This is a genomic window from Bradyrhizobium roseum, assembly GCF_030413175.1.
Lineage (GTDB): Bacteria > Pseudomonadota > Alphaproteobacteria > Rhizobiales > Xanthobacteraceae > Bradyrhizobium > Bradyrhizobium roseum.
Window position 1 is genome coordinate 3,239,514 of the sequence record NZ_CP129212.1, and the last position, 23,546, is coordinate 3,263,059.

24 protein-coding genes are annotated in these 23,546 nt (G+C 63.8%); 15 read left to right on the plus strand and 9 right to left on the minus strand.

From position 1 onward, the window contains the following. Position 1 precedes the first annotated feature (1 nt). The gene (locus QUH67_RS15350; RefSeq protein WP_300947512.1) at positions 2 to 577 is read left to right on the plus strand and encodes a peroxiredoxin; all 576 of its coding nucleotides are present in this window, start codon (positions 2 to 4) and stop codon (positions 575 to 577) included. A gap of 59 nt (positions 578 to 636) precedes the next feature. Here the strand turns inward: QUH67_RS15350 and QUH67_RS15355 are convergent, their stop codons facing one another. Both QUH67_RS15355 and QUH67_RS15360 read right to left on the minus strand, forming a co-directional pair. After that, positions 637 to 1,890, minus strand: coding sequence for an ABC transporter substrate-binding protein (locus QUH67_RS15355; protein WP_300947513.1), 1,254 nt, complete (start codon positions 1,888 to 1,890; stop codon positions 637 to 639). A 52-nt stretch (positions 1,891 to 1,942) separates the two neighbouring features. Then, a complete protein-coding gene (locus QUH67_RS15360; RefSeq protein WP_300947514.1) occupies positions 1,943 to 2,650 on the minus strand; it encodes a DJ-1/PfpI family protein in 708 nt (235 codons plus the stop codon). Between the two features lie 104 nt (positions 2,651 to 2,754). On the opposite strand from QUH67_RS15360, the gene QUH67_RS15365 reads away from it, so the two are divergent. Continuing rightward, entirely contained in the window at positions 2,755 to 3,741 is a 987-nt protein-coding gene (locus QUH67_RS15365) for a GlxA family transcriptional regulator (RefSeq protein ID WP_300947515.1), read from the plus strand. A gap of 87 nt (positions 3,742 to 3,828) precedes the next feature. On the opposite strand, the gene QUH67_RS15370 is transcribed toward QUH67_RS15365, so the two are convergent. Together QUH67_RS15370 and QUH67_RS15375 are read right to left on the minus strand one after the other, a co-directional pair. Then, the gene (locus QUH67_RS15370) at positions 3,829 to 4,482 is read right to left on the minus strand and encodes a uracil-DNA glycosylase (RefSeq protein ID WP_300947516.1); all 654 of its coding nucleotides are present in this window, start codon (positions 4,480 to 4,482) and stop codon (positions 3,829 to 3,831) included. A gap of 133 nt (positions 4,483 to 4,615) precedes the next feature. After that, entirely contained in the window at positions 4,616 to 5,248 is a 633-nt protein-coding gene (locus tag QUH67_RS15375) for a LabA-like NYN domain-containing protein (RefSeq protein WP_300947517.1), read from the minus strand. 355 nt (positions 5,249 to 5,603) lie between these two features. On the opposite strand from QUH67_RS15375, the gene rpoZ reads away from it, so the two are divergent. The 4 genes from rpoZ to acpS all read left to right on the plus strand — a co-directional run bounded on the left by rpoZ (position 5,604) and on the right by acpS (position 9,904). Then, complete coding sequence (rpoZ, locus tag QUH67_RS15380) at positions 5,604 to 5,996, plus strand: DNA-directed RNA polymerase subunit omega (protein WP_024512695.1); 393 nt, start codon at positions 5,604 to 5,606, stop codon at positions 5,994 to 5,996. A 280-nt stretch (positions 5,997 to 6,276) separates the two neighbouring features. After that, positions 6,277 to 8,571: a RelA/SpoT family protein gene (locus QUH67_RS15385; protein WP_300948054.1), complete on the plus strand. Its 2,295-nt coding sequence runs from the start codon at positions 6,277 to 6,279 to the stop codon at positions 8,569 to 8,571. Between the two features lie 152 nt (positions 8,572 to 8,723). Beyond that, the gene (locus QUH67_RS15390; protein ID WP_300947518.1) at positions 8,724 to 9,488 is read left to right on the plus strand and encodes a pyridoxine 5'-phosphate synthase; all 765 of its coding nucleotides are present in this window, start codon (positions 8,724 to 8,726) and stop codon (positions 9,486 to 9,488) included. Beyond that, positions 9,485 to 9,904: a holo-ACP synthase gene (gene acpS / locus QUH67_RS15395; protein WP_300947519.1), complete on the plus strand. Its 420-nt coding sequence runs from the start codon at positions 9,485 to 9,487 to the stop codon at positions 9,902 to 9,904. The genes QUH67_RS15390 and acpS overlap by 4 nt, the downstream gene beginning before the upstream one ends. A gap of 180 nt (positions 9,905 to 10,084) precedes the next feature. Here acpS and QUH67_RS15400 read toward each other — a convergent pair whose 3' ends face one another. Then, on the minus strand, positions 10,085 to 10,252 hold the full coding sequence (locus QUH67_RS15400) for a hypothetical protein (RefSeq protein ID WP_300948324.1): 168 nt from the start codon (positions 10,250 to 10,252) through the stop codon (positions 10,085 to 10,087). Between QUH67_RS15400 and lepB the strand changes: the two genes are divergently transcribed. The 8 genes from lepB to QUH67_RS15440 all read left to right on the plus strand — a co-directional run bounded on the left by lepB (position 10,191) and on the right by QUH67_RS15440 (position 18,911). Continuing rightward, the gene (gene lepB / locus QUH67_RS15405; RefSeq protein WP_300947520.1) at positions 10,191 to 10,949 is read left to right on the plus strand and encodes a signal peptidase I; all 759 of its coding nucleotides are present in this window, start codon (positions 10,191 to 10,193) and stop codon (positions 10,947 to 10,949) included. The genes QUH67_RS15400 and lepB overlap by 62 nt on opposite strands. Then, a complete protein-coding gene (gene rnc / locus QUH67_RS15410) occupies positions 10,946 to 11,761 on the plus strand; it encodes a ribonuclease III (RefSeq protein WP_300947521.1) in 816 nt (271 codons plus the stop codon). The genes lepB and rnc overlap by 4 nt, the downstream gene beginning before the upstream one ends. Next, complete coding sequence (gene era, locus QUH67_RS15415; RefSeq protein ID WP_300947522.1) at positions 11,751 to 12,677, plus strand: GTPase Era; 927 nt, start codon at positions 11,751 to 11,753, stop codon at positions 12,675 to 12,677. Before rnc ends, era begins: the two co-directional genes overlap by 11 nt. A 47-nt stretch (positions 12,678 to 12,724) precedes the next feature. After that, complete coding sequence (locus QUH67_RS15420; protein ID WP_300947523.1) at positions 12,725 to 13,105, plus strand: hypothetical protein; 381 nt, start codon at positions 12,725 to 12,727, stop codon at positions 13,103 to 13,105. Positions 13,106 to 13,255: 150 nt separating this feature from the next. After that, positions 13,256 to 14,008: a DNA repair protein RecO gene (gene recO / locus QUH67_RS15425; protein WP_300947524.1), complete on the plus strand. Its 753-nt coding sequence runs from the start codon at positions 13,256 to 13,258 to the stop codon at positions 14,006 to 14,008. Positions 14,009 to 14,209: 201 nt separating this feature from the next. Next, a complete protein-coding gene (parC, locus tag QUH67_RS15430) occupies positions 14,210 to 16,465 on the plus strand; it encodes a DNA topoisomerase IV subunit A (RefSeq protein WP_300947525.1) in 2,256 nt (751 codons plus the stop codon). A 105-nt stretch (positions 16,466 to 16,570) separates the two neighbouring features. Next, positions 16,571 to 17,518, plus strand: coding sequence for a cation diffusion facilitator family transporter (locus tag QUH67_RS15435; RefSeq protein ID WP_300947526.1), 948 nt, complete (start codon positions 16,571 to 16,573; stop codon positions 17,516 to 17,518). 154 nt (positions 17,519 to 17,672) lie between these two features. Next, the gene (locus tag QUH67_RS15440) at positions 17,673 to 18,911 is read left to right on the plus strand and encodes an MFS transporter (protein ID WP_300947527.1); all 1,239 of its coding nucleotides are present in this window, start codon (positions 17,673 to 17,675) and stop codon (positions 18,909 to 18,911) included. A gap of 9 nt (positions 18,912 to 18,920) precedes the next feature. Here QUH67_RS15440 and QUH67_RS15445 read toward each other — a convergent pair whose 3' ends face one another. Then, complete coding sequence (locus tag QUH67_RS15445) at positions 18,921 to 19,175, minus strand: hypothetical protein (protein ID WP_300947528.1); 255 nt, start codon at positions 19,173 to 19,175, stop codon at positions 18,921 to 18,923. A 400-nt stretch (positions 19,176 to 19,575) separates the two neighbouring features. Between QUH67_RS15445 and QUH67_RS15450 the strand changes: the two genes are divergently transcribed. Beyond that, positions 19,576 to 19,791 carry a hypothetical protein gene (locus tag QUH67_RS15450; RefSeq protein ID WP_300947529.1) on the plus strand — a complete coding sequence of 72 codons (216 nt, stop codon included), beginning with the start codon at positions 19,576 to 19,578 and terminating at the stop codon, positions 19,789 to 19,791. A gap of 15 nt (positions 19,792 to 19,806) precedes the next feature. Here the strand turns inward: QUH67_RS15450 and QUH67_RS15455 are convergent, their stop codons facing one another. From QUH67_RS15455 to QUH67_RS15465, 3 genes are read right to left on the minus strand one after another with little or no spacing between them, the layout of a single operon-like run. Next, positions 19,807 to 20,961 (minus strand): MFS transporter, encoded by a 1,155-nt coding sequence (locus QUH67_RS15455; RefSeq protein ID WP_300947530.1) that lies wholly within the window; start codon positions 20,959 to 20,961, stop codon positions 19,807 to 19,809. Continuing rightward, positions 20,958 to 22,121: an MFS transporter gene (locus tag QUH67_RS15460; RefSeq protein ID WP_300948055.1), complete on the minus strand. Its 1,164-nt coding sequence runs from the start codon at positions 22,119 to 22,121 to the stop codon at positions 20,958 to 20,960. The genes QUH67_RS15455 and QUH67_RS15460 overlap by 4 nt, the downstream gene beginning before the upstream one ends. A 52-nt stretch (positions 22,122 to 22,173) precedes the next feature. Then, positions 22,174 to 23,538: an NAD(P)-binding domain-containing protein gene (locus tag QUH67_RS15465; RefSeq protein WP_300947531.1), complete on the minus strand. Its 1,365-nt coding sequence runs from the start codon at positions 23,536 to 23,538 to the stop codon at positions 22,174 to 22,176. Positions 23,539 to 23,546: the final 8 nt, after the last annotated feature.

Consider the following 23,546-nt stretch of genomic DNA (forward strand, 5'->3'; position numbering starts at 1 on the left):
CATGAACCAGAAGAATCTGCTCGAAGTCGACTGGAGCAAGATCCCCGCGCCGACCGACGACGGCGCAGCGGCGCATCTCGTCGGCATGACGATGCCGCCGGTCACGCTGCTCGCGACCGACGACAGTTCGGTGACGCTGTCGGCGCTGCCGGGCCGCACCGTGATATTTGCCTATCCCCGCACCGGCGAGCCCGGCAAGATCAGCCTGGTCGACGATTGGGACATGATCCCGGGCGCCCGCGGCTGCACGCCACAGACCTGCTCGTTCCGCGACCTGTATGCCGAACTGAAGGCCGCCGGGGTCAGCCACGTGTTTGGCCTCTCGACGCAGGACAACGTCTACCAGACCGAAATGGCGTCGCGGCTGCATCTGCCGTTTGCGGTACTGTCGGACGAGAAGCTGTTGCTGACCCGCGCGCTGAAACTGCCGACCATGGAGGTGGCAGGCCTGACGCTGATCAAGCGGCTGGCGCTGATCGTCGATGGCGGCCGTATCACGCACGTCTTCTATCCGGTGTTTCCGCCCGACCGAAATGCCGCCGACGTGCTGGCGTGGCTGAGGGACAATCCTGCGTAAGCGTGTCTTGTCGTCTTGTTGGGCGGGCGAACCAGCTCACCCGACTGCTCGCAAGCCTGTCAGCGAGCCCGTTTGATCAACGGGCATTCGCTATCAGCCAACGCGGAGTAAATGTCGCCGCTCGGAACTTTTTCGAGGACGTTGTAGTATTCCCAGGGGGCCTTGACGTCGGATGGATCCTTCACCTGGACAAGGTAGAAGTCGTGCACCAGCTTTCCGTCCTCGCGGACCTTCGCGCCCCTTGCATAAAAGTCGTCAACCGGCATCGAACGCATTTTTTCCAGCACCGGATCCGTTGCATCCGTACCAACCTCAGCAACGGCCTTCAGATAGTGAGCGACACCCGAATAAACCGCCGCCTGCGGTGCCGTGGGCATGGCGCCGCGAAGCTTGTAGAAGCGCTGCCCGAAGGCCCTGGTCTCGTCGTTCAATGCCCAATACCACGCCGTGAGTGTCGTCAGGCCCTTGGCGATTTTCGGGCCCATGGCATGTACGTCGGTGATGAACATTAGCTCGGCGACGGGCTTTTGACGGCCCATATTCATGCCGAACTCGTTCCATTGTTTCATCAAAGTCACCAGCTGTTCGCCCGCATTGGCGAAGGCGATGGCCTTGGCCCCGGACGCCTGGGCTTGCAGAATGAATGAACTATAATCCGCAGTACCGATCGGGTGATACACGGCTCCGAGCGACTTGCCTCCTGTCGCCGCGAGCACACGTTGCGACTCCAGCACCATGTTCTTCCCGAACGCGTAATCGGCTGCAATGAAGAACCACGTATCGTAGCCTTGGCTGACCAGCGTACGGATCGGCCCCGACACCAGATTGTAGGAATCGTGAAGCCAGGCCAGGCCGTTTCGGGAGCATTGCTTGCCGTTGAGTTCGGTGGTCGCGACGGCCGAATAGACGGCAATCTTGTTCTTGTCGCGCGCCAGTGACTGGATGGCGAGGCCAACGGCCGAGTTGGAGACGTCGGCGACCATGTCGACGCCATCCACGTCGAACCATTTCCGGACAATTCCGACGCCGATATCCGGCTTGTTCTGATGGTCCGCGGCGACGATCTCGACCTTGATCGACGGTACCGATTTCTGAAAATCCTCCGCCGCCATCCGGGCGGCGGCGAGCGACCCTGGTCCGCTCAAATCGGACAATGGCCCGGTCTGGTCATTGATGATGCCGATCCGGACGACGCCACCGGAGAGTTCGGCAGCGCGGGCGGCCGGGAAGGATCCGATGGGTGTCCCAAGGATCAAAAGAGCAGCAACCTCGAGTATCGCTCGTCTCGGTTTCGCGCGGCCGTTCCAAATCATGCGGGTATCTTTCCAGGTGTGGCGCTTCGTTTCCGGCCCTCTCGTCAACGGGTCAAGCAACCGTCATCGCATTTGATTTGAGCTTTAGAGCAGCCCTCTGCACCGCCGCGGCGCGCTTGCGAAGCCAGGGTTCGGCCTCGAGGCGCATTTGGGCGAGCAGTTCGGGCGGCGCATTTTGCACCGTGATGTCGAACGGCGGCTGCGGCTGGTATTCCAGCATGAGCTGAAGTTTCTTCGCGACGTCTTCGCCGCACAGTTCGGCTGCGACCTGAAAGCCAAAATCAATGCCGGCGGTAACGCCACCGCCGGAAATGCGGTTACGGTCGATCACGACGCGTTCGTTGACCGCGGTGGCGCCAAAGGCGGCAAGCTGCTCACTCATCATCCAATGGCAGGCCGATTTGTATCCGTCGAGCAGGCCGGCGGCGCCGAGCAGCAGGCAGCCCGCGCAAACCGAGGTGACGTAACGAGCCGATCCGCCCTTGTCGCGAACAAACGCAATGACCTCGTCATCGCCCAGGAAGTCGACCAGCCCCGGGCCGCCGCCGATGCAGAAGACGTCCAGATCCGGGCATTCGGCGAAAATGGTGGTCGGCAGCAGCTGCAGGCCGACGTCGCTGATGACAGGTTCGATGTGTTTCCAAAGCAGATGCACGCGAACGTTCGGAAGGCGGGCAAAGACTTCGAAAGGTCCGGTGACGTCTAGTTGGGTCATCCCGGGAAAGAACAGAATTCCGATCTCGGTCGGCTTGCCGGACATGGTGCACCTCCGTTTTGAACGAAGGCAGGTTGACAGGCCGGCGAGTTTGCCAAAATGTCATAGTACACGCATTTCCTGCCAAGATGTGCTGACAAGGCCCACTCATGGCTCGTTCACAAGCCCGTCGCCTCGTCTTCGTTCTCTTCGAGGATTGCCTGCTGCTCGACTTCGCCGGGCCGCTGCAGGCGTTCGAGCTGGCCTGCGAAAACGCCGAGGCCGGCCGTGCGCCCTATGTCTGGCAGATCTGCTCGTTGAAGGGCGGGCCGGTTCGAACCTCGTCCGGCCTGGAGGTGATGACAACCTCTCTCTCCGACTGCGACCGCTTCAATATCGACACGCTCGTCGTCGGTGGCGGGCCCGGCGTTCATCGTGCTTCTGCGGAGGCCGGGCTTGTAGACTGGTTTCGCTTGGCGGCGCCGAACGTAAGACGTGTTTGCTCCGTCTGTACCGGTACGTTTGTTTTGGCCGCAGCCGGCCTGCTGCACGGGCGCCGCGCCGTCACCCATTGGGGATCCTGCGAGTTGCTCAGCGCCCAATACCCCGACGTTTCGGTGTTGGTCGATCCGGTCTTCGTTCACGACCGCGGAATTTGGACGTCTGCGGGGGTGACGGCAGGCATCGATCTTGCGCTCACCTTGCTGGAAGATGATCTCGGACACCGCGAAGCCATGCGTATCGCACGCCGGCTGGTGGTGTTTCTGAAGCGTCCCGGGGGGCAGGCCCAATTCAGCGTGCCGCTGTCACTGCAGTCGTCCGAAGACAGGGCGTTCGAAAATATCTTGACCTGGATGCAGAATAATCTTGGCCTTGATTTGCGTGTGGAGAGTTTGGCCGAAAGAGCTGGAATGAGCCCCCGGACATTCGCGCGCGTATTTCGGCAAAAGACCGGCCGCACACCCGGCAAGGCGGTGGAAGAACTTCGCGTCGAGGCCGCGCGCAGGGCGTTGGAAGAATCCGTTGCCAGTATCAAGGAAATCGCGGCGCGCGCGGGATTTCAAAGTGAAGAGCACTTGCGGCGTGCTTTCCGCCGCCGTCTACAAGTGTTGCCGCAGGATTATCGAGTTCGATTCTGTCAGGGGCAGAGGCAATAGCCGGTAGGGCGGACGACAATGCGCCGCGTGCCCACGCTCTCTTCGAATGCGTTGGCGTCAACGGTCGGCACGCTCCGCTCTGCTATTCTACGAATCAAGATCCTTCCTTACCTGCGCGAAGACGTTGCGAAACATCTCCGGCGTCAGTACGCGCGTATTCGTGTTGTAGCGCGAGCAGTGATAGCTGTCGTAGAGCCGGATGGCGCCCGCGTCATGCATCGCGCCATGCCCAAAGGGAGCGCTGGCGTTGCGCAGGCCGAGCGCCTTCAACGTCGAATCATGGGCGATGCGTCCGAGCGCCACGATCGCGCGAAGCTTCGGCATCGTCGCAATGGTCTTCACCAAAAATTGTCGGCAGGTATTGATCTCGGCGGGCAGCGGCTTGTTCTGTGGCGGCACGCAGCGCACTGCGTTGCTGATTCGGCTGTCGATCAACTTCAGTCCGTCGTCGGGGCGGGCCTGGTAGACGCCTTTGGCAAAGCCGTATTCGAGCAGGGTCGCGTACAGCAGGTCGCCGGCGTAGTCGCCGGTGAACGGGCGGCCGGTGCGGTTGGCGCCCTGCATGCCGGGGGCGAGCCCAACGATCAACAGTCGTGCATTGGGATCGCCGAACGAACTGACCGGTGCATTGTGCCAGTCCGGCTGTTTGGCGCGCGCCTCTGCGCGAAATCCGGCGAGCCGCGGGCAGAGCGGGCAATCGCGGTCGGGTTCGAAAGCATCGCGGGTGGGGGGATTGGCCATGTTTTCAAAGCGTTTTCAGGCGAAAGCCGGCCATGTAGCCGGGATCCGGGTGCGCCGACAACGCGCCGCCAAGAAAAAAAGCCCCAGTTCTGTTCAATCAGAACCGAGGCTCTAGCAGCGTACCGTCGCATTCTCAATCGTCGAAATCGTCGTCGCCGGCGCCTCGCGGCGCCACGGTGGTCGCGCGCTGCAGGAATTGCGGGGAGTGGTGGCGCGGTTCGCGCGGCGCCGGGCGCTCGGAGGGGTCGCGGCCGAGTTTCGATTGCAGTTCGACGAGGTCGGTGAAGACGTCGGCCTGCCGGCGCAGTTCGTCGGCGATCATCGGGGGCTGGCTCGAAATGGTCGAAACCACCGTGACGCGAACGCCGCGACGCTGCACCGCCTCGACCAGCGAACGGAAATCGCCGTCACCCGAGAACAGCACGATCTGGTCGACATGCTCGGCCAGTTCCATGGCGTCGACCGCGAGTTCGATATCCATGTTGCCCTTCACCTTGCGCCGCCCGGACGCGTCGATGAATTCCTTGGTCGCCTTGGTGACGACGGTATAGCCGTTGTAGTCGAGCCAATCTATCAGCGGGCGGATCGAGGAATACTCCTGATCCTCGATGATCGCGGTGTAGTAGAATGCCCGCAACAACGTCCCTCGGCTCTGAAATTCCTTGAGGAGGCGTTTGTAATCGATGTCGAAGCCGAGCGTTTTGGCCGTTGCGTATAGGTTGGCGCCGTCGATGAATAGCGCGATCTTGTTGGAAGCGGGTGACATCAAATGGTTCTCACGTTGTTGTTAGCTTTTCTAGCGCAGCAGTCATCGACCGCGCGCACTTTCTAGTTCGGTTGCCTAAAGTTCGGTGAATCGTGCCCTCCGACAGTCACCACTGCAATTATGGTGGGGCGAGGGCGAAAAGCCTATACTTTTGACAGCACAATGAAGAGATTTACTTGTCCCGTGCAGCAACCTCGCCGCGTCTGGACGCTCCGGCCGAAAACGACCCCGGCGTTGGGGTATCAGAGCCCATCAGGAAGGCAAATCACAAATTTTGTCTTGCGGAACGGGCCTTCCCCCTATAACTAGCCCCCAATACCGACATATTTGGCCCCAAACAACGGAGCGACAGTCTATGGCGCGCGTCACCGTGGAAGATTGCATTGATAAGGTCGATAACCGGTTCGACCTGGTACTGCTGGCGGCGCATCGCGCCCGTATGATTTCGTCCGGCTCGCAACTCACGGTTGACAGAGATAACGACAAGAATCCTGTCGTGTCGCTCCGCGAGATCGCCGATTCCACTATTTCCCCGGAAGATCTTCGCGAAGAGCTGGTTCATTCGCTGCAGAAATTCGTCGAAGTCGACGAGCCAGAGCCCGATACCGTACCGCTGATCGGTTCGGCCGGCGCCAGCGTCGATGCCGACGACACCGAGGTTGCGGTCGAGCGCATGACTGAGGAAGAACTCCTCAAGGGCCTGGAAGGCCTCGCGCCGCCGGAAGAGCAGCCCGAAGAGGACGAGTGATCCCAGCTCCCGGACCGTCCAGAACGTTCCGATTTTCTCAAAGGCCCGGACATGTGTCCGGGCCTTTGCTTTTGTTGACATTTTTGCGGTTAATGGTCGTCCTCGGGCCGTGCCGTGGCTCATGTGGCTGGCGGGGCACCGGGGTGATGCCGAATAGCCGCTGTCCCAAGCGAAATTGAACCGGTTTGCGGCCGGGCGGCGTGCATCGGCGTTCGAAAACGCATTAGATTGGTAAACGGCGGGGCCCGTCCGGGTCCGGTGGAAAAGGCAGTGTGACGTGATGGCGTATTGGCGCCGCAACCCCCGGCAAATGCAGGCCGCAACCAACCAGGCCGCGGTCGTGCCGAATTCGCCCGTGGCGGAAAAGCCCAAATCGCCGCGCTCGCGCATGATGCGGCAATACGATCTGGTTGAGCGCGTCCGGTCCTATAATCCCGATACGAACGAAGACCTGCTCAACCGGGCTTACGTCTACGCCATGAAGGCGCACGGCACCCAGACCCGCGCCTCCGGCGATCCCTATTTTTCCCATCCGCTCGAAGTCGCGGCGATCCTGACGAACCTCAAGCTCGACGACGCCACCATCGTGGCCGCCCTGCTGCACGACACCATCGAGGACACCGAGGCGACGCGCGCCGAGATCGACCACATCTTCGGCCACGAGATCGGCGTGCTGGTGGAGGGCCTGACCAAGCTGAAACGTCTCGAACTGGTGTCCCGCGAAGCCAAGCAGGCCGAGAATTTGCGCAAGCTGCTGCTGGCGATCGCCGACGACGTTCGCGTGCTGCTGATCAAGCTCGCTGACCGCCTGCACAACATGCGCACGCTGGAATTCGTCCCGCACGCCTCGCGCCGGCGCATTGCCGAGGAGACGCTGGACATCTATGCCCCGCTCGCCGGCCGAATGGGTATGCAGGAGATGCGGGAGGAGCTCGAGGACCTCTCCTTTCATACGCTCGATCCGGAAGCCTATGCGGTGGTGATGCAGCGGCTGGATGCGCTGGCCGAGCGCAACCGCAACCTGATCGGCGAGATCGAAAGCCAACTCTCCACGAACCTGCAGAAGAACGGTATCACCGCCCGGGTCTATGGCCGCCGCAAGCAGCCGTTTTCGATCTGGACCAAGATGGAGCGCAAATCGGTCGGCTTCGAACAGCTCTCCGATATCTATGCCTTCCGCGTCGTGATGCCGGACATCGAAGCCTGCTACCGCGCGCTCGGCGTGGTGCACACCACCTGGCCGGTGGTGCCCGGCCGCTTCAAGGACTACATCTCGACGCCGAAGCAGAACGACTACCGTTCGCTGCACACCACGGTGATCGGTCCCGGCAACCAGCGCGTCGAGCTGCAGATCCGCACCGAGGAAATGAACCAGATCGCCGAATTCGGCATCGCGGCCCACGCCTTCTACAAGGAGGGCATGGGCTCGCCGACCGAGCGGCTCAAGCACGAATCCAACGCCTTCGCCTGGCTGCGCCACACCGTCGGGATCCTGTCCGAGAGCGCCAATCCAGAGGAGTTTCTCGAGCACACCAAGCTCGAACTGTTCCACGACCAGGTGTTCTGTTTCACGCCGAAGGGCAAGCTGATCGCGCTGCCGCGACGCGCCAATGTGATCGACTTCGCCTACGCGGTGCATACCGATGTCGGCAACTCCGCCGTCGGCTGCAAGGTCAACGGCAAGTTCGCGCCCCTGTCGTCCGAACTGCAGAACGGCGACGAAGTCGAGGTGTTGACCTCGGTCGCGCAGTCGGCGCCGCCCTCGGCCTGGGAATCGCTGGCGGTGACCGGCAAGGCGCGCGCCGCGATCCGCCGCGCCACCCGTACCGCGGTGCGCGACCAATATGCCGGCCTCGGCCGCCGCATCATCGATCGCCTGTTTGCCCGCGCCAAGATCGAATATGCCGACGACAAGCTGACCGGTGCGCTGCCGCGGCTGGCGCGCACTTCGATCGAGGACGTGATGGCCTCGGTCGGGCGTGGCGAACTCAAGGCCTCCGACGTCGCCCGCGCCATGTACCCGGACTACAAGGAAGAGCGGATGGTGCGCTACGGGGTCAAGAAGAGCCTCGCGGTCAAATTGAAGCTGAAATCGGAGCCGCCGCATCCGGCGCGAAGCGCTTCCGTCATCCCGGTGCGCGGCATCAATTCGGATCTGCCGGTGAAGTTCGCGCCGAACGGCGGTGCGGTGCCGGGCGACCGCATCGTCGGCATCGTGACGCCGGGCGAGGGGATCACGATCTATCCGATCCAGTCGCCGGCGCTGAAGGATTTCGAGGAGGAGCCGGAGCGCTGGCTCGACGTCCGCTGGGATATCGACGAGACCAACCCGCAGCGGTTCCCGGCGCGGATCATGGTCCAGAACGTCAACGAGCCCGGCAGCCTCGCCCAGGTTGCCACCGTGATCGCCGAGCATGACGGCAATATCGACAACATCAGCATGTCACGCCGCTCGCCCGACTTCACCGAACTGACGATTGATCTCGAGGTCTACGACCTCAAACATCTCAGTGCAATTATCGCGCAATTGCGCGCCAAGGCCGTCGTCGCCAAGGTTGAGCGCGTCAATGGGTAGATGTTAATAGCTTGCTGCCGCTCCTCATGGTGAGGAGGCGCGATGCGCCGTCTCCATGGGGCCACAGGTAGGCCCGCATCCTTCGAGACGCGGCAAAGACGCCGCACCTCGGGATGAGGGATTGCCTAACCGAACACTGTTTGCGAGTTCTCATGCCCGTTCCTCCGCTCCGCCTCGGCGTCAATATCGATCACGTCGCCACCCTGCGAAATGCCCGGGGCGGCGAGCGGCCTGACCCGGTGCGCGCCGCGCTGCTGGCGATCGAGGCGGGGGCGGACGGCATCACCGCGCATCTGCGGGAGGACCGTCGCCATATCCGCGATGGCGACATGGCCCGCCTGAAGGCCGAAATCTCAAAGCCGCTGAATTTCGAAATGGCGGCGACCGAGGACATGCTGCGGATTTCGCTTGCGACAAAACCCCATGCGGTGTGCCTGGTGCCTGAGCGGCGGGAAGAACTCACCACCGAGGGCGGGCTGGACGTGGTCGGCCAGCACAATGCGCTCGCCCCGTTCATCGCCCGGCTCGGCGATGCCGGCATCCGGGTGTCGCTGTTCATCTCGGCCGATCCGGCCCAGATCGAGATGGCGGCAAGGTTGCGCGCGCCCGTGATCGAGATTCACACCGGCGGCTGGTGCGATGCCGTGGTCGACGGCGATACCGCGAAGGCCGAAGCGGAATGGCAGCGGATCGTCAAGGGCGTGGCTTTGGCGCGGGGCGCGGGTCTGGAGATCCATGCCGGCCACGGCCTCGACTACCAGACGGCGGAGACGATCTCGGCGCTGCCGGAGATCGCCGAACTCAACATCGGCTACTTCATGATGGGTGAGGCGCTGTTCGTGGGCCTTGGCGAGACCGTGCGGCAGATGCGCGCCGCGATGGACCGCGGCCGCGCCAAGATCGCGGCCCGGCCATGATCATCGGTATCGGTTCCGACCTGATCGATATCACAAGGGTGGCCAAGGTGATCGAGCGCCATGGCGACCGCTTTCTCGACCGTATATTCACCGATGCCGAGCGCGCCCGGGCGGCGCGCCGCGCCAATAGCGAGAAGATGGTGGTGGCGACCTACGCCAAGCGATTCGCCGCCAAGGAGGCCTGCTCCAAGGCGCTCGGCACCGGCATCCGGCGCGGCGTCTGGTGGCGTGACATGGGGGTGGTGAACCTGCCGGGGGGGCGGCCGACCATGAAACTCACCGGTGGCGCCCTGGCCCGGCTGGAAGCGCTGACGCCCGAGGGCTGCGAGGCGCGGATCGACCTGTCGATCACCGACGACTGGCCGCTGGCGCAGGCCTTCGTCATAATTTCGGCGGTCGCAGCCGCCAAACCTTGAGCCGCACGGCCATTTGCGCCGGTAGTTCACCGCGAAACTAAAAAACATTGATTTATCAATGGATTATAAAGTTTTTACGAGGCGCTTGATTGCGCGCCACCGAACAACCGTCTAAAACGCCGAGCTACATGTTCGAGCCAGGGCCGATTCCGGTTAGCATCGGGATTGGCTCTCAATATATCAGTAACAAAGACCATTTTCCTGACGCGGCCGTATCAGGCGATTCGCGCGCGGAAAACGTTCTGCCACCATGCGGGCAACGGCACCGCCGGGAATTGGGAAAGCGATGAGCGTGACCTCCAGCACAAAATCTGAAAGCGGCTTGGGTGAAACCATCCGCGTCGTCATCCACGCTCTCCTGATTGCGCTCGTGATCCGCACCTTCCTGTTCCAACCCTTCAACATCCCCTCGGGATCGATGAAGGCGACGCTGCTGGTTGGCGACTATCTGTTCGTTTCGAAATATTCCTACGGCTACAGCCATTACTCGATACCGCTCTCGCCGCCGCTGTTTTCGGGCCGCATCTTCGGCTCGGAGCCGAACCGCGGCGACATCGTGGTGTTCCGCCTGCCGAAGGACGACTCGACCGATTACATCAAGCGCGTGATCGGCCTGCCGGGCGACCGCATCCAGATGCGGGAGGGCCTGCTTTACATCAACGACAAGCCGGTCAAGCGCGAACGGCTGTCCGATTTCATCGGCGAGGACCCTTGCGGTTCGGACGCCACCGCGCGGGTCAAGCGCTGGAAGGAAACGCTGCCGAACGGCGTCAGCTATGAATCGCTCGATTGCATCGACAACGGTTTCTACGACAACACCAGCATCTACACCGTGCCGCCCGGCCACTTCTTCATGATGGGTGACAACCGCGATAATTCCACGGACAGCCGCGTGCTGTCGGCGGTCGGCTACGTGCCGTTCCAGAACATCGTGGGCCGGGCGCAGATGATCTTCTTCTCCGTCGCCGAGGGTGAACATGCCTGGATGTTCTGGCGCTGGCCGACCGCTGTGCGCTGGAATCGTCTTTTCACAATCGTGCGATGAAAGACGAGACATCAGTCATCCAGGATTCAGCGACCTCAGGCGAGCCGGGCCAGGCTGATGCGCCCCGTGAAGCTGCGCCGAAAAAGAGGCGCGGCAAGGCCGCCGCCAAGGCGGCCGCCGCGGCGATCGAAGGGCGTATCGGCTATCAATTCTCCGATCCCGTGCTGCTGACGACCGCCTTTACCCATGTCTCCGCGCTGAAGCCGGCGACGCGTCATCGCGCCGACAGCTATCAGCGGCTGGAATTCCTCGGCGACCACGTGCTCGGGCTGATCATCTCCGACATGCTGTACCGCGCCTATCCGCGCGCCGATGAGGGCGAATTGTCGAAGCGGCTTGCCGATCTCGTGCGCAAGGAAAGCTGCGCCGACGTGGCAAAGTCGCTCGGGCTGCTCGATGACATCAAGCTCGGCGCAGTCGGCGCGGGCGCGGGCGCGCGGTTGCGCAAATCCGTGCTCGGTGACATCTGCGAGGCGGTCATCGGCGCGATCTATCTCGACGGCGGCTATGCGGCGGCGTCGCAGTTCGTCGAGCGCAACTGGCTGGAGCGGATGCGCAAGCCGCGCCGGCCGCTGCGCGATCCCAAGACGGTGTTGCAGGAATGGGCGCAGAGCAAGGGACTGCCGACGCCGGTCTATCGCGAGATCGAGCGCACCGGGCCGCATCACGATCCGCAATTCCGCGTCGCCGTCGATCTGCCTGGCCTGGCGCCGGCCGAAGGCATTGGCGGCTCCAAGCGCGCGGCCGAGAAAGTGGCGGCATCCGTGATGATCGAACGCGAAGGCGTCGGCGGCGGCAGCAATGACAGTTGAAATCGCAGCCGGCGCGTCCGGCGAGACCCGCTGCGGCTTCGTCGCGCTGATCGGCGCGCCCAATGTCGGCAAGTCGACGCTGGTGAATGCGCTGGTCGGCTCCAAGGTCACCATCGTCTCGCGCAAGGTGCAGACGACGCGGGCGCTGATCCGCGGCATCGTGATCGAGGACAACGCCCAGATCATCCTGGTCGATACGCCCGGCATCTTTTCGCCGAAGCGACGGCTCGATCGCGCCATGGTGTCCACCGCCTGGAGCGGGGCGCATGACGCCGATCTGGTCTGCGTGCTGCTCGATGCGAAGGCCGGCATCGACGAGGAGGCCGACGCGATCCTGAACAAGCTTGCGACGGTGCAGCACCCGAAGATCCTGGTGCTGAACAAGATCGACCTCATTCCGCGCGAGAAACTCTTGACGCTGGCGCAGGCCGCCAACGCGCGCATGAAATTCGAGCACACATTCATGATCTCGGCGCTGTCGGGCGACGGCGTCGACGACCTGCGCAAGACGCTTGCGAAAATGGTGCCGCCGGGGCCGTTCCATTATCCGGAAGACCAGATGTCGGACGCGCCGATGCGGCATCTGGCGGCCGAAATCACCCGCGAGAAGATCTATCGCCATCTCCACCAGGAACTGCCGTATCAATCGACGGTGGAGACAGACAGCTGGACCGAGCGCAAGGACAAGTCCGTGCGCATCGAACAGACGATCTTTGTCGAGCGCGAGAGCCAGCGCAAGATCGTGCTCGGCAAGGGTGGCGCCACCATCAAGTCGATCGGCGCGGATTCGCGCAAGGAAATCGCCGAGATCCTTGGCGTGCCCGTGCACCTGTTCCTGTTCGTCAAGGTGCGCGAGAACTGGGGCGACGATCCCGAGCGCTACCGCGAAATGGGACTGGATTTTCCCAGGGAATGACGTGCAATGATCAGGCCGCAATCAGGCAATGACGAAGAACAGGCCCGATGACCGTACCCAACAACGTGCTGTGGTTTGAGGTTCTGCTGTATCTGGCGCTGATGCTGGATTCTCTGTCGGCGGCGTTTCGAGACCGTACGCCGAACGACAACATGACGGAGCAGGCGATCATTGTCGGAACCGTGATGGCGGCAGGCACGATTCTGCTGCTGCTCTACTTTGTCCACCTCGCCGCGCGCCACCGCATGGCCTGGGCGCGTTGGGTGCTGGTCGTGGCCGTGGTGCTGTCGGTGATTTCCCTGGTACCGGTGATCGGCCAGCGCGGCATCGAGTTCGACAGCGGCATCGAGGCGATCACCTGTGCGCTGACCGCGATGGGGCTGTATTACTCCTTCACCGGCGACGCGGTGGGGTGGTTCGATACGTGAGGATTGCGGTGGGCGGATGAGCCACCGGGTCGCGCGAATGCGCGCCCGGTGATGAACCCCGCGTAATCCGCCGCTGGAACGATGCGGTGAATTGGCGGATGGCGCTGCGCTAATCGCCCTATGTGCCTCGAAATCCTGTAAACTCCCGCCATGGAATGGACCGACGAGGGCATCGTGCTGGGCGTGCGGCGGCATGGCGAATCTTCCGCCATCGTCGAACTGCTGACGCGCGAGCATGGCCGGCATCTGGGGCTGGTGCGCGGCGGTGGGGGCAAGCGGATGCGGCCGTTGCTGCAACCGGGCAACAGCGTCACCACGGTGTGGCGGGCGCGGCTCGACGAGCATCTCGGATATTACGTCGTCGAGGGCACGCGCTTGCGCGCGGCCACCCTGCTGGGGTCGGCGCATGCAACCTATGGCGTCACCCATCTGGCTTCGCTGGTGCGGCTGTTGCCGGAGCGCGATCCGCACGAAGACATCTACGAGATGCTCGGCCGGACGCTGGACGATTTCGACGATGCCGGCGGCGCGGCCGCGCACCTGATCCGGTTTGAACTCGCCATGCTCGCCGAACTCGGTTTTGGTCTGGACCTGGAAAACTGCGCGGCCACCGGCGCGACCACAGAGCTGATTTATGTCTCGCCAAAGTCCGGCGGCGCGGTATCGCGCGCGGCCGGCGAGCCCTACCGCGACCGGCTGCTGCGGCTGCCGCCGTTCCTGCGCGAAGGCGAGGGCGGCGCCAACGGCTGGTCGGACCAGGACTTGCTGGACGGTTTTCGCCTGACCGGGCTGTTCCTGCTGCGCCATGTGCTGGAGCCGCGCGGGCAGGGCCATTCCGACGCCAGGGACGGGTTCATCAACGCGGTGGCGCGGAATCGGGCCCGAATCACCTCGGTTTTGTAAGTTGTTCGCGATCCCCCGGCGGGTCGCCCCTGCGAACGCAGGGACCCATACGCCGCAGCCCATCAATTGCGCTGTGGCCCCAGCCGTTTTTCGCCACAAACACCTGTGGTTATGGGTCCCTGCGTTCGCAGGGACGACAGTTGGGGGGCGCCGCGCGATTCGCGTCTTGAACGATTCAGCCGAAAAGTTTAACGCCTCCCCATGGGAAAACGACAGCTGCCGCCGGAAGAACCGGCTGAAATCCACGAGGTGATGCTGCGCGATGCGCTGGAAGAGCGCTATCTCGCCTATGCGCTCTCGACCATCATGCACCGCGCCCTGCCGGACGCCCGCGACGGGCTGAAGCCGGTGCACCGGCGTATTCTTTACGGCATGCGCCTGCTGCGGCTCGACCCCGGCACGCCGTTCAAGAAGTCCGCCAAGATCGTCGGCGACGTGATGGGCTCGTTCCATCCGCATGGCGACCAGGCGATCTACGACGCCATGGTGCGCCTCGCGCAGGACTTCTCCTCGCGCTACCCGCTGGTCGACGGCCAGGGCAACTTCGGCAACATCGACGGCGATAACCCGGCCGCCTACCGCTACACCGAAGCGCGCATGACCGACGTCGCGCGGCTGCTGCTGGAAGGCATCGACGAGGACGGCGTCGAGTTTCGTCCGAACTACGACGGCCAGAGCAAGGAGCCGGTGGTTCTGCCTGGCGGCTTTCCGAATCTGCTCGCCAACGGCTCGCAGGGCATCGCGGTCGGCATGGCCACCTCGATCCCGCCACACAACGCGGCGGAACTGTGCGACGCCGCGCTGCACCTGATCGACAAGCCGGAAGCCAAGTCGAAGTCGCTCCTGAAATGGGTCAAGGGTCCGGATTTCCCGACCGGCGGCATCATCGTCGATTCCAAGGAAAGCATCGCCGAAGCCTACATGACCGGGCGCGGCTCGTTCCGCACCCGTGCCAAATGGACCCAGGAGGAGGGCGCGCGGGGCGCCTGGGTCGTCGTCATCACCGAAATCCCGTGGCTGGTGCAGAAGTCGCGGCTGGTCGAGAAGATCGCCGAACTCCTGAACGAGAAGAAGCTGCCGCTGGTCGGTGACGTCCGGGACGAATCGGCCGAAGACGTCCGCCTCGTGATCGAGCCGAAATCCCGCGCGGTCGACCCGGCGCTGATGATGGAATCGCTGTTCCGGCTCACCGAGCTCGAGAGCAAGATTTCGCTGAACCTCAACGTGCTGATCAAGGGCAAGATCCCCAGGGTGGTGGGGCTGGCGGAATGTCTGCGCGAATGGCTCGACCATCTGCGCGACGTGCTGGTGCGCCGCTCGAACTACCGCAAGACCCAGATCGAGAACCGGCTGGAAATTCTCGGCGGCTACCTGATCGCGTATCTGAACATCGACGAGGTGATCAGGATCATCCGCACCGAGGATGAGCCGAAGCCGGCGCTGATCAAGGCGTTCAAGCTGACGGAAGTCCAGGCCGACGCCATCCTCAACATGCGGCTGCGCTCCTTGCGCAAGCTCGAGGAATTCGAGATCCGCACCGAGGACAAGAACCTTCGCGGCGAACTGAAGGGCCTCAAGGCGCTGCTCGGCTCCGAGACCGAGCAATGGTCCAAGGTCGGCGAGCAGGTCCGGAAGGTGCGCGACCTGTTCGGGCCGAAGACGCCGCTCGGCAAGCGCCGCACGCAATTCGCCGACGCGCCCGAGCACGATCTGGCCGCGATCGAGGAAGCCTTTGTCGAGCGCGAACCGTGCACGGTGGTGATCTCCGAAAAGGGCTGGGTGCGCACGCTCAAGGGCCATGTCGAGGATATCTCGGGGCTTGCGTTCAAGACCGACGACAAGCTCGATCACGCCTTCTTCGCCGAGACCACGTCCAAGCTGCTGCTGTTCGCCACCAACGGCAAATTCTATTCGCTCGATGTCGCCAAACTGCCGGGCGGCCGCGGCCATGGCGAGCCGATCCGCATGTTCATCGACCTGGAGCAGGACGCCGCGATCGTGTCGCTGTTCGTCCACAAGGGCGAACGCAAGTTCCTGATCGCGAGCAGCGAGGGGCAAGGATTCGTCGTCAAGGAAGAGGATTGCGTCGGCAACACCCGCAAGGGCAAGCAGGTGCTCAATGTCACCATGCCGAACGAGGCCTGCGCGATCGCGACTGTCTCCGGTGATACGGTGGCCGTGATCGGCAGCAACCACAAGATGGTGCTGTTCCCGCTCGACCAGGTGCCGGAGATGGCGCGCGGTCGCGGCGTGCGGCTGCAGAAATATACCAGCGCCAAGCTGTCCGACGTCGCGGTGTTCGAACTGAAGGCCGGCCTGACCTGGAAGGACTCCGCCGGCCGCGAGCAGAGCATGAGCGCCAAGGAACTGGCCGACTGGCGCGGCAACCGCGCCGACGCCGGCCGCCTCGCGGGCGGCCTGCCGAAGTCGAACAAGTTCTTGCGGGGCGTGGAGTAACCCTCACTCGTCGTCCCGGCTCAAGGCCGGGACGACGGAGGAGATGACGGCGCGCTCTCCTCGCTGTGATAGTATTCAAATTTTGCCGCGCTATATACCGCGACCATGGCGCACGATCACGTTCACCACGATCACTCCCACGCGCATGATCATTCCCATGGTCACGCCGGGCACAGCCATGCGCCGGACAGTTTCGGCTGGGCATTTGCGATCGGCGCTGCGCTCAATACCGCTTTCGTCGTCGCCGAACTGACCTTCGGCTACGCTGCCAACTCGCTGGCCCTGATTTCGGACGCCGTTCACAATCTCTCCGACGTGTTCGCGCTGCTCTTGGCATGGGGCGCGGCCTGGCTGGCGCAGCAGAAGCCGACGCAGCAGCACACTTATGGCTATCGCCGTGCCTCGATCCTGGCGGCGTTGTTCAACGCCGGACTGCTGCTGGTCGCGGTCGGAGGCATTGCCGTCGAGGCGGTCAACCGGTTTTACAGTCCGGCCCCCGTCGCGGGCGGGACAGTCGTGGCTGTCGCGGCGCTTGGCGTCGCTATCAACGGCGGCACGGCGCTCTTGTTCATGCGCGGCCGTCACGGCGACCTCAATATTCGCGGCGCCTATCTGCACATGGCGGCCGATGCCGGTGTTTCGCTCGGCGTGGTGATGGCGGCGTTGATCATCATGGCGACGGGCTGGCTGTGGCTCGATCCCGCGATCAGCCTCGCGATCGCCGCCGTCGTGTTCTGGAGCGGCTGGGGCCTGGCGCGCGACAGCGTCAATCTCGCGCTCGACGGCGTGCCGCGCGGCATCGAGCTTTCCAAGGTGAAGGATTATCTCGGCCGGCTGGAGGGCGTCACCGAGGTGCACGACCTGCACATCTGGGCCATGAGCACCAACGAGACCGCGCTGACCGCGCATCTGGTGCGGCCCGGCGGCAGCGACGACGCCTTCCTGCACGGGGTCTGCGAGGAACTCGCGCACCGCTTCAACATCCACCACGCCACGCTGCAGATCGAGGCCGCCGCCGAGGTTTGCAAGCTGGCGCCGGCGGAGCGGGTGTAGGCGGTTCGTTGGAAGGGTTCAGCCCCTCCCACAAGAGCGCTTGCCTCACCCCGGCTTGGGTCCTACCTTGCCTGCACCGGGGACGAAGCAGGCTCCCCGTCAGACGGTCCGCCGTCCAAGCTCTGCGCACTCTCGATCGTGTCGAGGATGGCGCATGGACGGAAACGAGACCAGCATTGCGATTGAACCGAAACCCGCCGTCACCGCGCTGATCCGGCTACTCTATGTTGCGCGGGGCCTGCGCGGCTTTGGCGACGGTTTTGCCATCATCATCCTGCCGGCCTACATGACCGCGCTTGGCTACGATGCGGTTGCGGTCGGCATCGTCGCGACTGCCTCGCTGCTCGGCACGGCGCTGCTGACTCTGGTCACGGGCTGGATCGCGCCGCGCTACGATTTGCGGCCGTTGCTGATCGCGGGTGCGGGCCTGATGGCGGCGACCGGCGTTGCCTTTCCCGGCGTCGAGCATGTTGTGCTGATCGCGCTGGTCGCTTTCATCGGGACCATCAATCCCTCGGGCGGCGATCTCGGCGTGCTGGTGCCGCTCGAACATGCCGTGCTGGCGCATGGCGCCACCGACCAGCGCCGCACGCAGGTGTTCGCGCGCTACAGCCTGATCGGCGCGCTATGTACCGCGGCAGGTTCGCTGGCCGCTTCGCTCCCCGATTGGCTGGTGGCCGGCGGCACCACGCAACTCGCCGCATTCCGCCTGATGTTCTATGCTTATGCCGTGCTCGGCATCGTCTGTGCGATGCTCTATCGCTACGTGCCACACACTCGCGGTGAGGAGACGCCGCCGCAAACCCCGCTCGGACCGTCGCGGAGCACGGTCTACAAGCTCGCGGCGTTGTTCAGCATCGATTCCTTTGCCGGAGGTTTCGTCGCCCAGTCGCTGCTGGTGCTCTGGCTGTTCGAGCGGTTCGATCTGTCATTGTCGGCGGCCGGGTTGTTTTTCTTCTGGTCGAGCACGCTGAGCGCCTTTTCCTATCCGGTGGCGGCCTGGATCGCCAAACGCATCGGCCTCGTCAACACCATGGTGTTCACGCATATCCCGTCAAGCATCTTCCTGATCCTGGCGGCGTTCGCGCCGGATCTCTATGTGGCGCTTGCCCTGCTGTTGATGCGCTCGGCGCTGTCACAGATGGACGTGCCGACCCGCACTTCCTACGTCATGGCCGTGGTGACGCCAGCGGAACGACCGGCTGCCGCCAGCGTCACCGCTGTGCCGCGCAGCCTGGCATCCGCAATCAGTCCAGCGATCTCCGGCGTCCTGATGATGACGTCGTTTGGGGGATTGCCCCTGGTGGTCTGCGGCACGCTGAAGATCGCCTACGATCTCGCGCTGCTGTTGTCGTTCCGCCACATCAAGCCGCCGGAGGAGCGGGGGCGTTAGAGCGCGCGGCTACCAGGGCGTTCGGCGTCCGTCGGGGAGGGGGTCCATCATGCGTCGCTCATCGCGCACGTGCGACCATTGCACCAGTTTGATTTCAGGCGTGTCGGGGGCGCTGGGCCCCTCCGACTGAAAAGCAAGTTTCTGGTTGGCCTGCACCTGGTATTTGGCGGCTTGCGCCAGCCAGTACCATTTCTTGTCGGGTTCGCTGACGGCGCGTTGACGGCATTCAGCTTCCAGTTCGCGAAGGCGGGTCGCATCATTCATGGTCAATTCCAGAATCTGGAGGCTCCATCGTGCCGGAGCCACGTACCATTGAATCCCCCTCCCGCCAGCCTGTGTGACAAGAAGTTGTTATTGATCGGCTATAGAGGTGCGAGGTAATTTATTGAAATTTAGGAATGGATTAGCGCGATAATGAAGCCTTCGGCACGCAACCCATCGTAATTGCAAGCTTTCGAGGGCCGGTGGGCGTCTGTGCTTGTCCAGTCTGTGCGCGAAGCAACCCTGGCCATTATTTCTGCATAGAACAACCAGAGCGAGCTGTAAGAAAGTCAGCAATTCGCGACAGTTGCATGGCGACGTTCATTCGGGAGCCGGGAGCGGCGCGTTCGCCCATCCGCGCAGTACACAGGCGGTCGCATCATCCATTGGAAAGAAGCTCTCAATGCGAAGCTCCTGCAGCGTGATATCCTGCAGCGCGCTGGCGTTGCTGGCGCTGGAGCGGGCCTCACCGACGCGCGTCGCCAATACCATGACCGTTGATGTCCTCGCGGCGGGCCTGCTTGCCACGCAACTCGTCGGAGAGGCCATCACGCCTAACCTCGTGCTGGGGCTTGTCGCGGTGTTCACCGGAATCTGGATCGCGACTTCGGCGCGATAGCTGGCAAACTTTTAGTCACTCCTTCGGCGGGGCCTGCAGCAGGTATAGCGCCAGCAGTGCGGAGAGGCTGAGCGCCGATGATACGATCAGAATACGGCTGCCCATGACGTCGATCAGGAGGCTGAACGCCAGCGGCGCGCCGGCCTGCGCGATCCGCGCCGGGGCACCGATGATGCCGAGGCGGTAGGCGTAGTTTTGCGGCCCGAAGATCGCGAGCGGCATGGTACCGCGGGCAATGGTGAGGATGCCGTTGCCGGTGCCGTGGAAGACGGCGAAGACGCTCGCTGCGGCGCCGCCCCACAGTCCGATGATGGCCGCGCCAACGGGGTGGGTGAGGCAGGCCAGCCGGCCCGACACCAGGGGATGATAGCGCGACAGAAAGCTCGCCTCGAAGATGCGGGCGGCCACCTGCGACGGCCCGATCAGCGCCCCGGCGGCGACCGCCTGCAGCGAAGTCGCGCCGGCGGATTCGAGAATGCGCGGCAGGTGCGCGGCCATCGCGCCGGCGACGCCCCACGCGGCGGCAAAAGCGAATGCCAGCAGGATCATGGTTCGGTCAAGCGGGATATGCGGCTTGACGGCGGCGGCGACCGCCGCCTTGGCGCCGGCGACCGGGGGCAGCATCAGCCAGTTGATCGGCAGGCCGATCAGGATATGCGCCGCTGCCCACGCAAAGCAGGTGTTGCGCCAGCCGATCGTTTCCAGCCCCCACGCGGTCAGGGGCCATCCGACCGTGGAGGCGAAGCCCGCGATCAGGGTGATGCCGGTGATCGAGCGCCGCGCGGAGTCGCCGTAGATTCGGCCGAGCGCGCCGAAGGCGGCGTCGTAGAGTCCGGCTCCCATGCCGATGCCGAGCAGGAGCCAGGCGACCAGTAGCAACGGGATCGAATAGGACAGGCCGAGCAGCGCCAGCCCCGCGGCCAGCACGAGGTTGGAAAGCGACAGAACTGAACGGCCGCCGACCAGATCGATCTGCCGCCCGATGCGCGGTCCAAGCATCGCCGAGATGACGAGCGATGCCGAGAACGCGGCGAAAATCCAGTTCGAGGATACGCCGAGATCGCGTGCGATCGGATCGGCGAGGATCGCCGGCAGGTAATAGCTCGAGGCCCAGGCGAGCGTCTGCGTGGTGCCGAGCGCCGTAATGATGGAAAGCTGGCTGCGGTTCACGGTGTCTCTCTTCTCGACCAATAGAGCGCCAGCGGCCCGAGCAGGATGCCCGCCGCCAGCACCAAAAATGCCGCCGTCCAGGCTGTCGAATTTTGTGGGCCGCCGGCAGCGTCCAGCGCGATACCCAATGCCCACGCGCCGACCGCGGACATGCTGAAGCCGACGGTCGTATGCATTGCCATGGTCGCGCCGCGATAATCAGGTTCTGCCGCCATCGACATGCCCGAGGTCAATGCACCGGAATCGGCAGGAACCGTGATGGCGTAGACGAAAACCAGCGGCAGCAGAAGCCATGGCGACTTGTCCGCGAAGACGCCGATCAGAAGGGCTACCACGGCGGAGGCGAACATCACGGCTGAGATCGCGCGGTGACGACCGAATCTGAGCGCGAATTCATTGCCGAGAATGCTGGCGGGCATGGCGAGCACGGAGAATACCACGCTGACAACGATCGGCGTGAGGATTGAAGAGACCGGATTCCTTGCGGCCACGAACGTCCAGAACGCCACGATCCAGGTCCTGATCGCGTATATCTCGAAGCAATGCGCGCCGTAGCCGAGAATAAATCCCATGGCTTTGCGGTTCTGGAACACGGGGGTGAAATCCAGCAGCCGTCGCGTCGCCGGCTTCGGTTCGGCCGGTCGCAACAGCACGCAGACGGTGAGCATGACCAGTGGTCCGACGGCGGTGACGAAAAACGCGTTGCGCCAGCCCCAGGCTTCCGCGACGAGTTGGGAAACCAGGAACGACACGCCGACTCCGACCGAAAAGCTCGATGTATAGAGTGTGATGGCGCGGGATGAATCGCCCGGCGCGAGGCGATCCGTCAACGCCTTCAGTCCCGGCATGTAGGCGCCGGCAAAGCCTGCGCCGGCAATCGCGTTAAAGAGGGCGCCCGACCACAGGCCGGTCGCGAGCAGGCCGAACAGAAGCGTACCGAGTGCGCTGACCGCGGAGCCCACGATCAGGATCTTGCGCGCGTCGATGCGGTCTGTCAGCGTCGCCAGCACCGGCACGGTCAGCATGTAGCCGGCGGCGCCGGAGCCCGCCAAAAGGCCTGCCTGCGCGCCGCTCAATTGCCATTCCGGAATCAGAAACGCCGCGAGAATGGAGGGCACGACGACGTGCGGGAGCAGGCTGCCAAGTTGCCCCATGCACATCGCGACGATGACGGATCGGCCTTCCAGCGAGATTGCGCTCACTCCCGGTTGATCAGGACGCGCAACCGCATCCCGTCTTGCCCTGTTGTTTTGCTTTCTCGTCCGCGACGCAGCACGCGTCAACATCCGATATTGCAGGTCCGCCGCAGCAATTGCTGGCATCTGTGGCGACTGCGCGGCTGCAGACGCCGGTCTCGGGCAACACCAGTTCGACCCGCTCCGCGGCGTCGCGATCGCCGGCGATGTCGGCGGCGATCGAGCGCACCTGCTCATATCCCGTGAGCATCAGGAAGGTTGGCGCGCGGCCGTAGGATTTCATGCCGGCAAAATAGAAGCCCGGCTCGTCCTGCGCCAGTTCGCGCGCACCATGCGGCCGCACCGTGCCGCAGCTATGTTCATTGGGATCGATCAAGGGCGCCAGCGCGACCGGACACTCGATCGCCGGATCGAGTCGGATGCGCAGCTCGCGCACAAAGTCCAGATCCGGGCGGAAGCCGGTCGCGACGATGAGTTCATCGACGACGATGCGGCGGGCCGGGCAGCCGGCGAGCGCGCCGACGACGAGGCGAGGGCCGTCGGTCACGAGATGAGAAGCCCGGAACTCGCTCTCGACCTCGATGCGGCCTGCCGTCACCAGCGCGGCAAAGGCAGCGCCGAGTTCGCCGCGGGCAGCCAGCTTGTCGTTGGTGCCGCCGCCAAACGCCTTGGCGGGATCGTTGCCGCGCAACAGCCATATCGGCCTGGTCCCCGGCGCTTCGAGCGCCAGCGTTGCGAGGTCGGTCAGCGTGCCGATCGCGGAGTGGCCGGCGCCAAGCACGGCGACGGTCTTGCCGGCGTAGCGCGCGCGCTCCTTTCCCAGCACGTCGGGCATGCCGTAGGCGATCCGGTCCGCAACCTCGCCCTCGCCGATGGCCGGCAGGCCGTTGGCGCCTGCGGGATTGGGCGAATGCCAGGTGCCGGAGACGTCGATGACCGCGTCGGCCTTCACCATCTTCGGCCCTTGCCCGTTCTGGTAACGGATTTCGAAGGGCGCCTTGTCCCGGCCCCTGGTCTTCATCTTGTCGAACCCGATGCGGCTGATGCCGGTGACGCGGCTCGACGTCTGGATGTGCGGCTTGAGCGCGGCATGGTTGGCCAGCGGTTCGAGGTAGCGCTCGACGACTTCAGCGCCGGTCGGATAGTGGTCCGGCGCCGGCGAATTCCAGCCTGTCGCCGCCAGCAGCCGCGCCGCCGCCTTGTCGACGTTGTATTCCCAGGGCGAGAACAGCTGCACGTGGCCCCATTGCCGCATGGCATGGCCGATTTGGTTGCCCGCCTCCAGCACGATCGGCTGCAGGCCGCGTTCCACTGCGTGGGCGGCGGCGGCAAGGCCCACGGGGCCGGCTCCGATAATTGCGACGGTCCTGGCTTCGCTCATGATGTTCT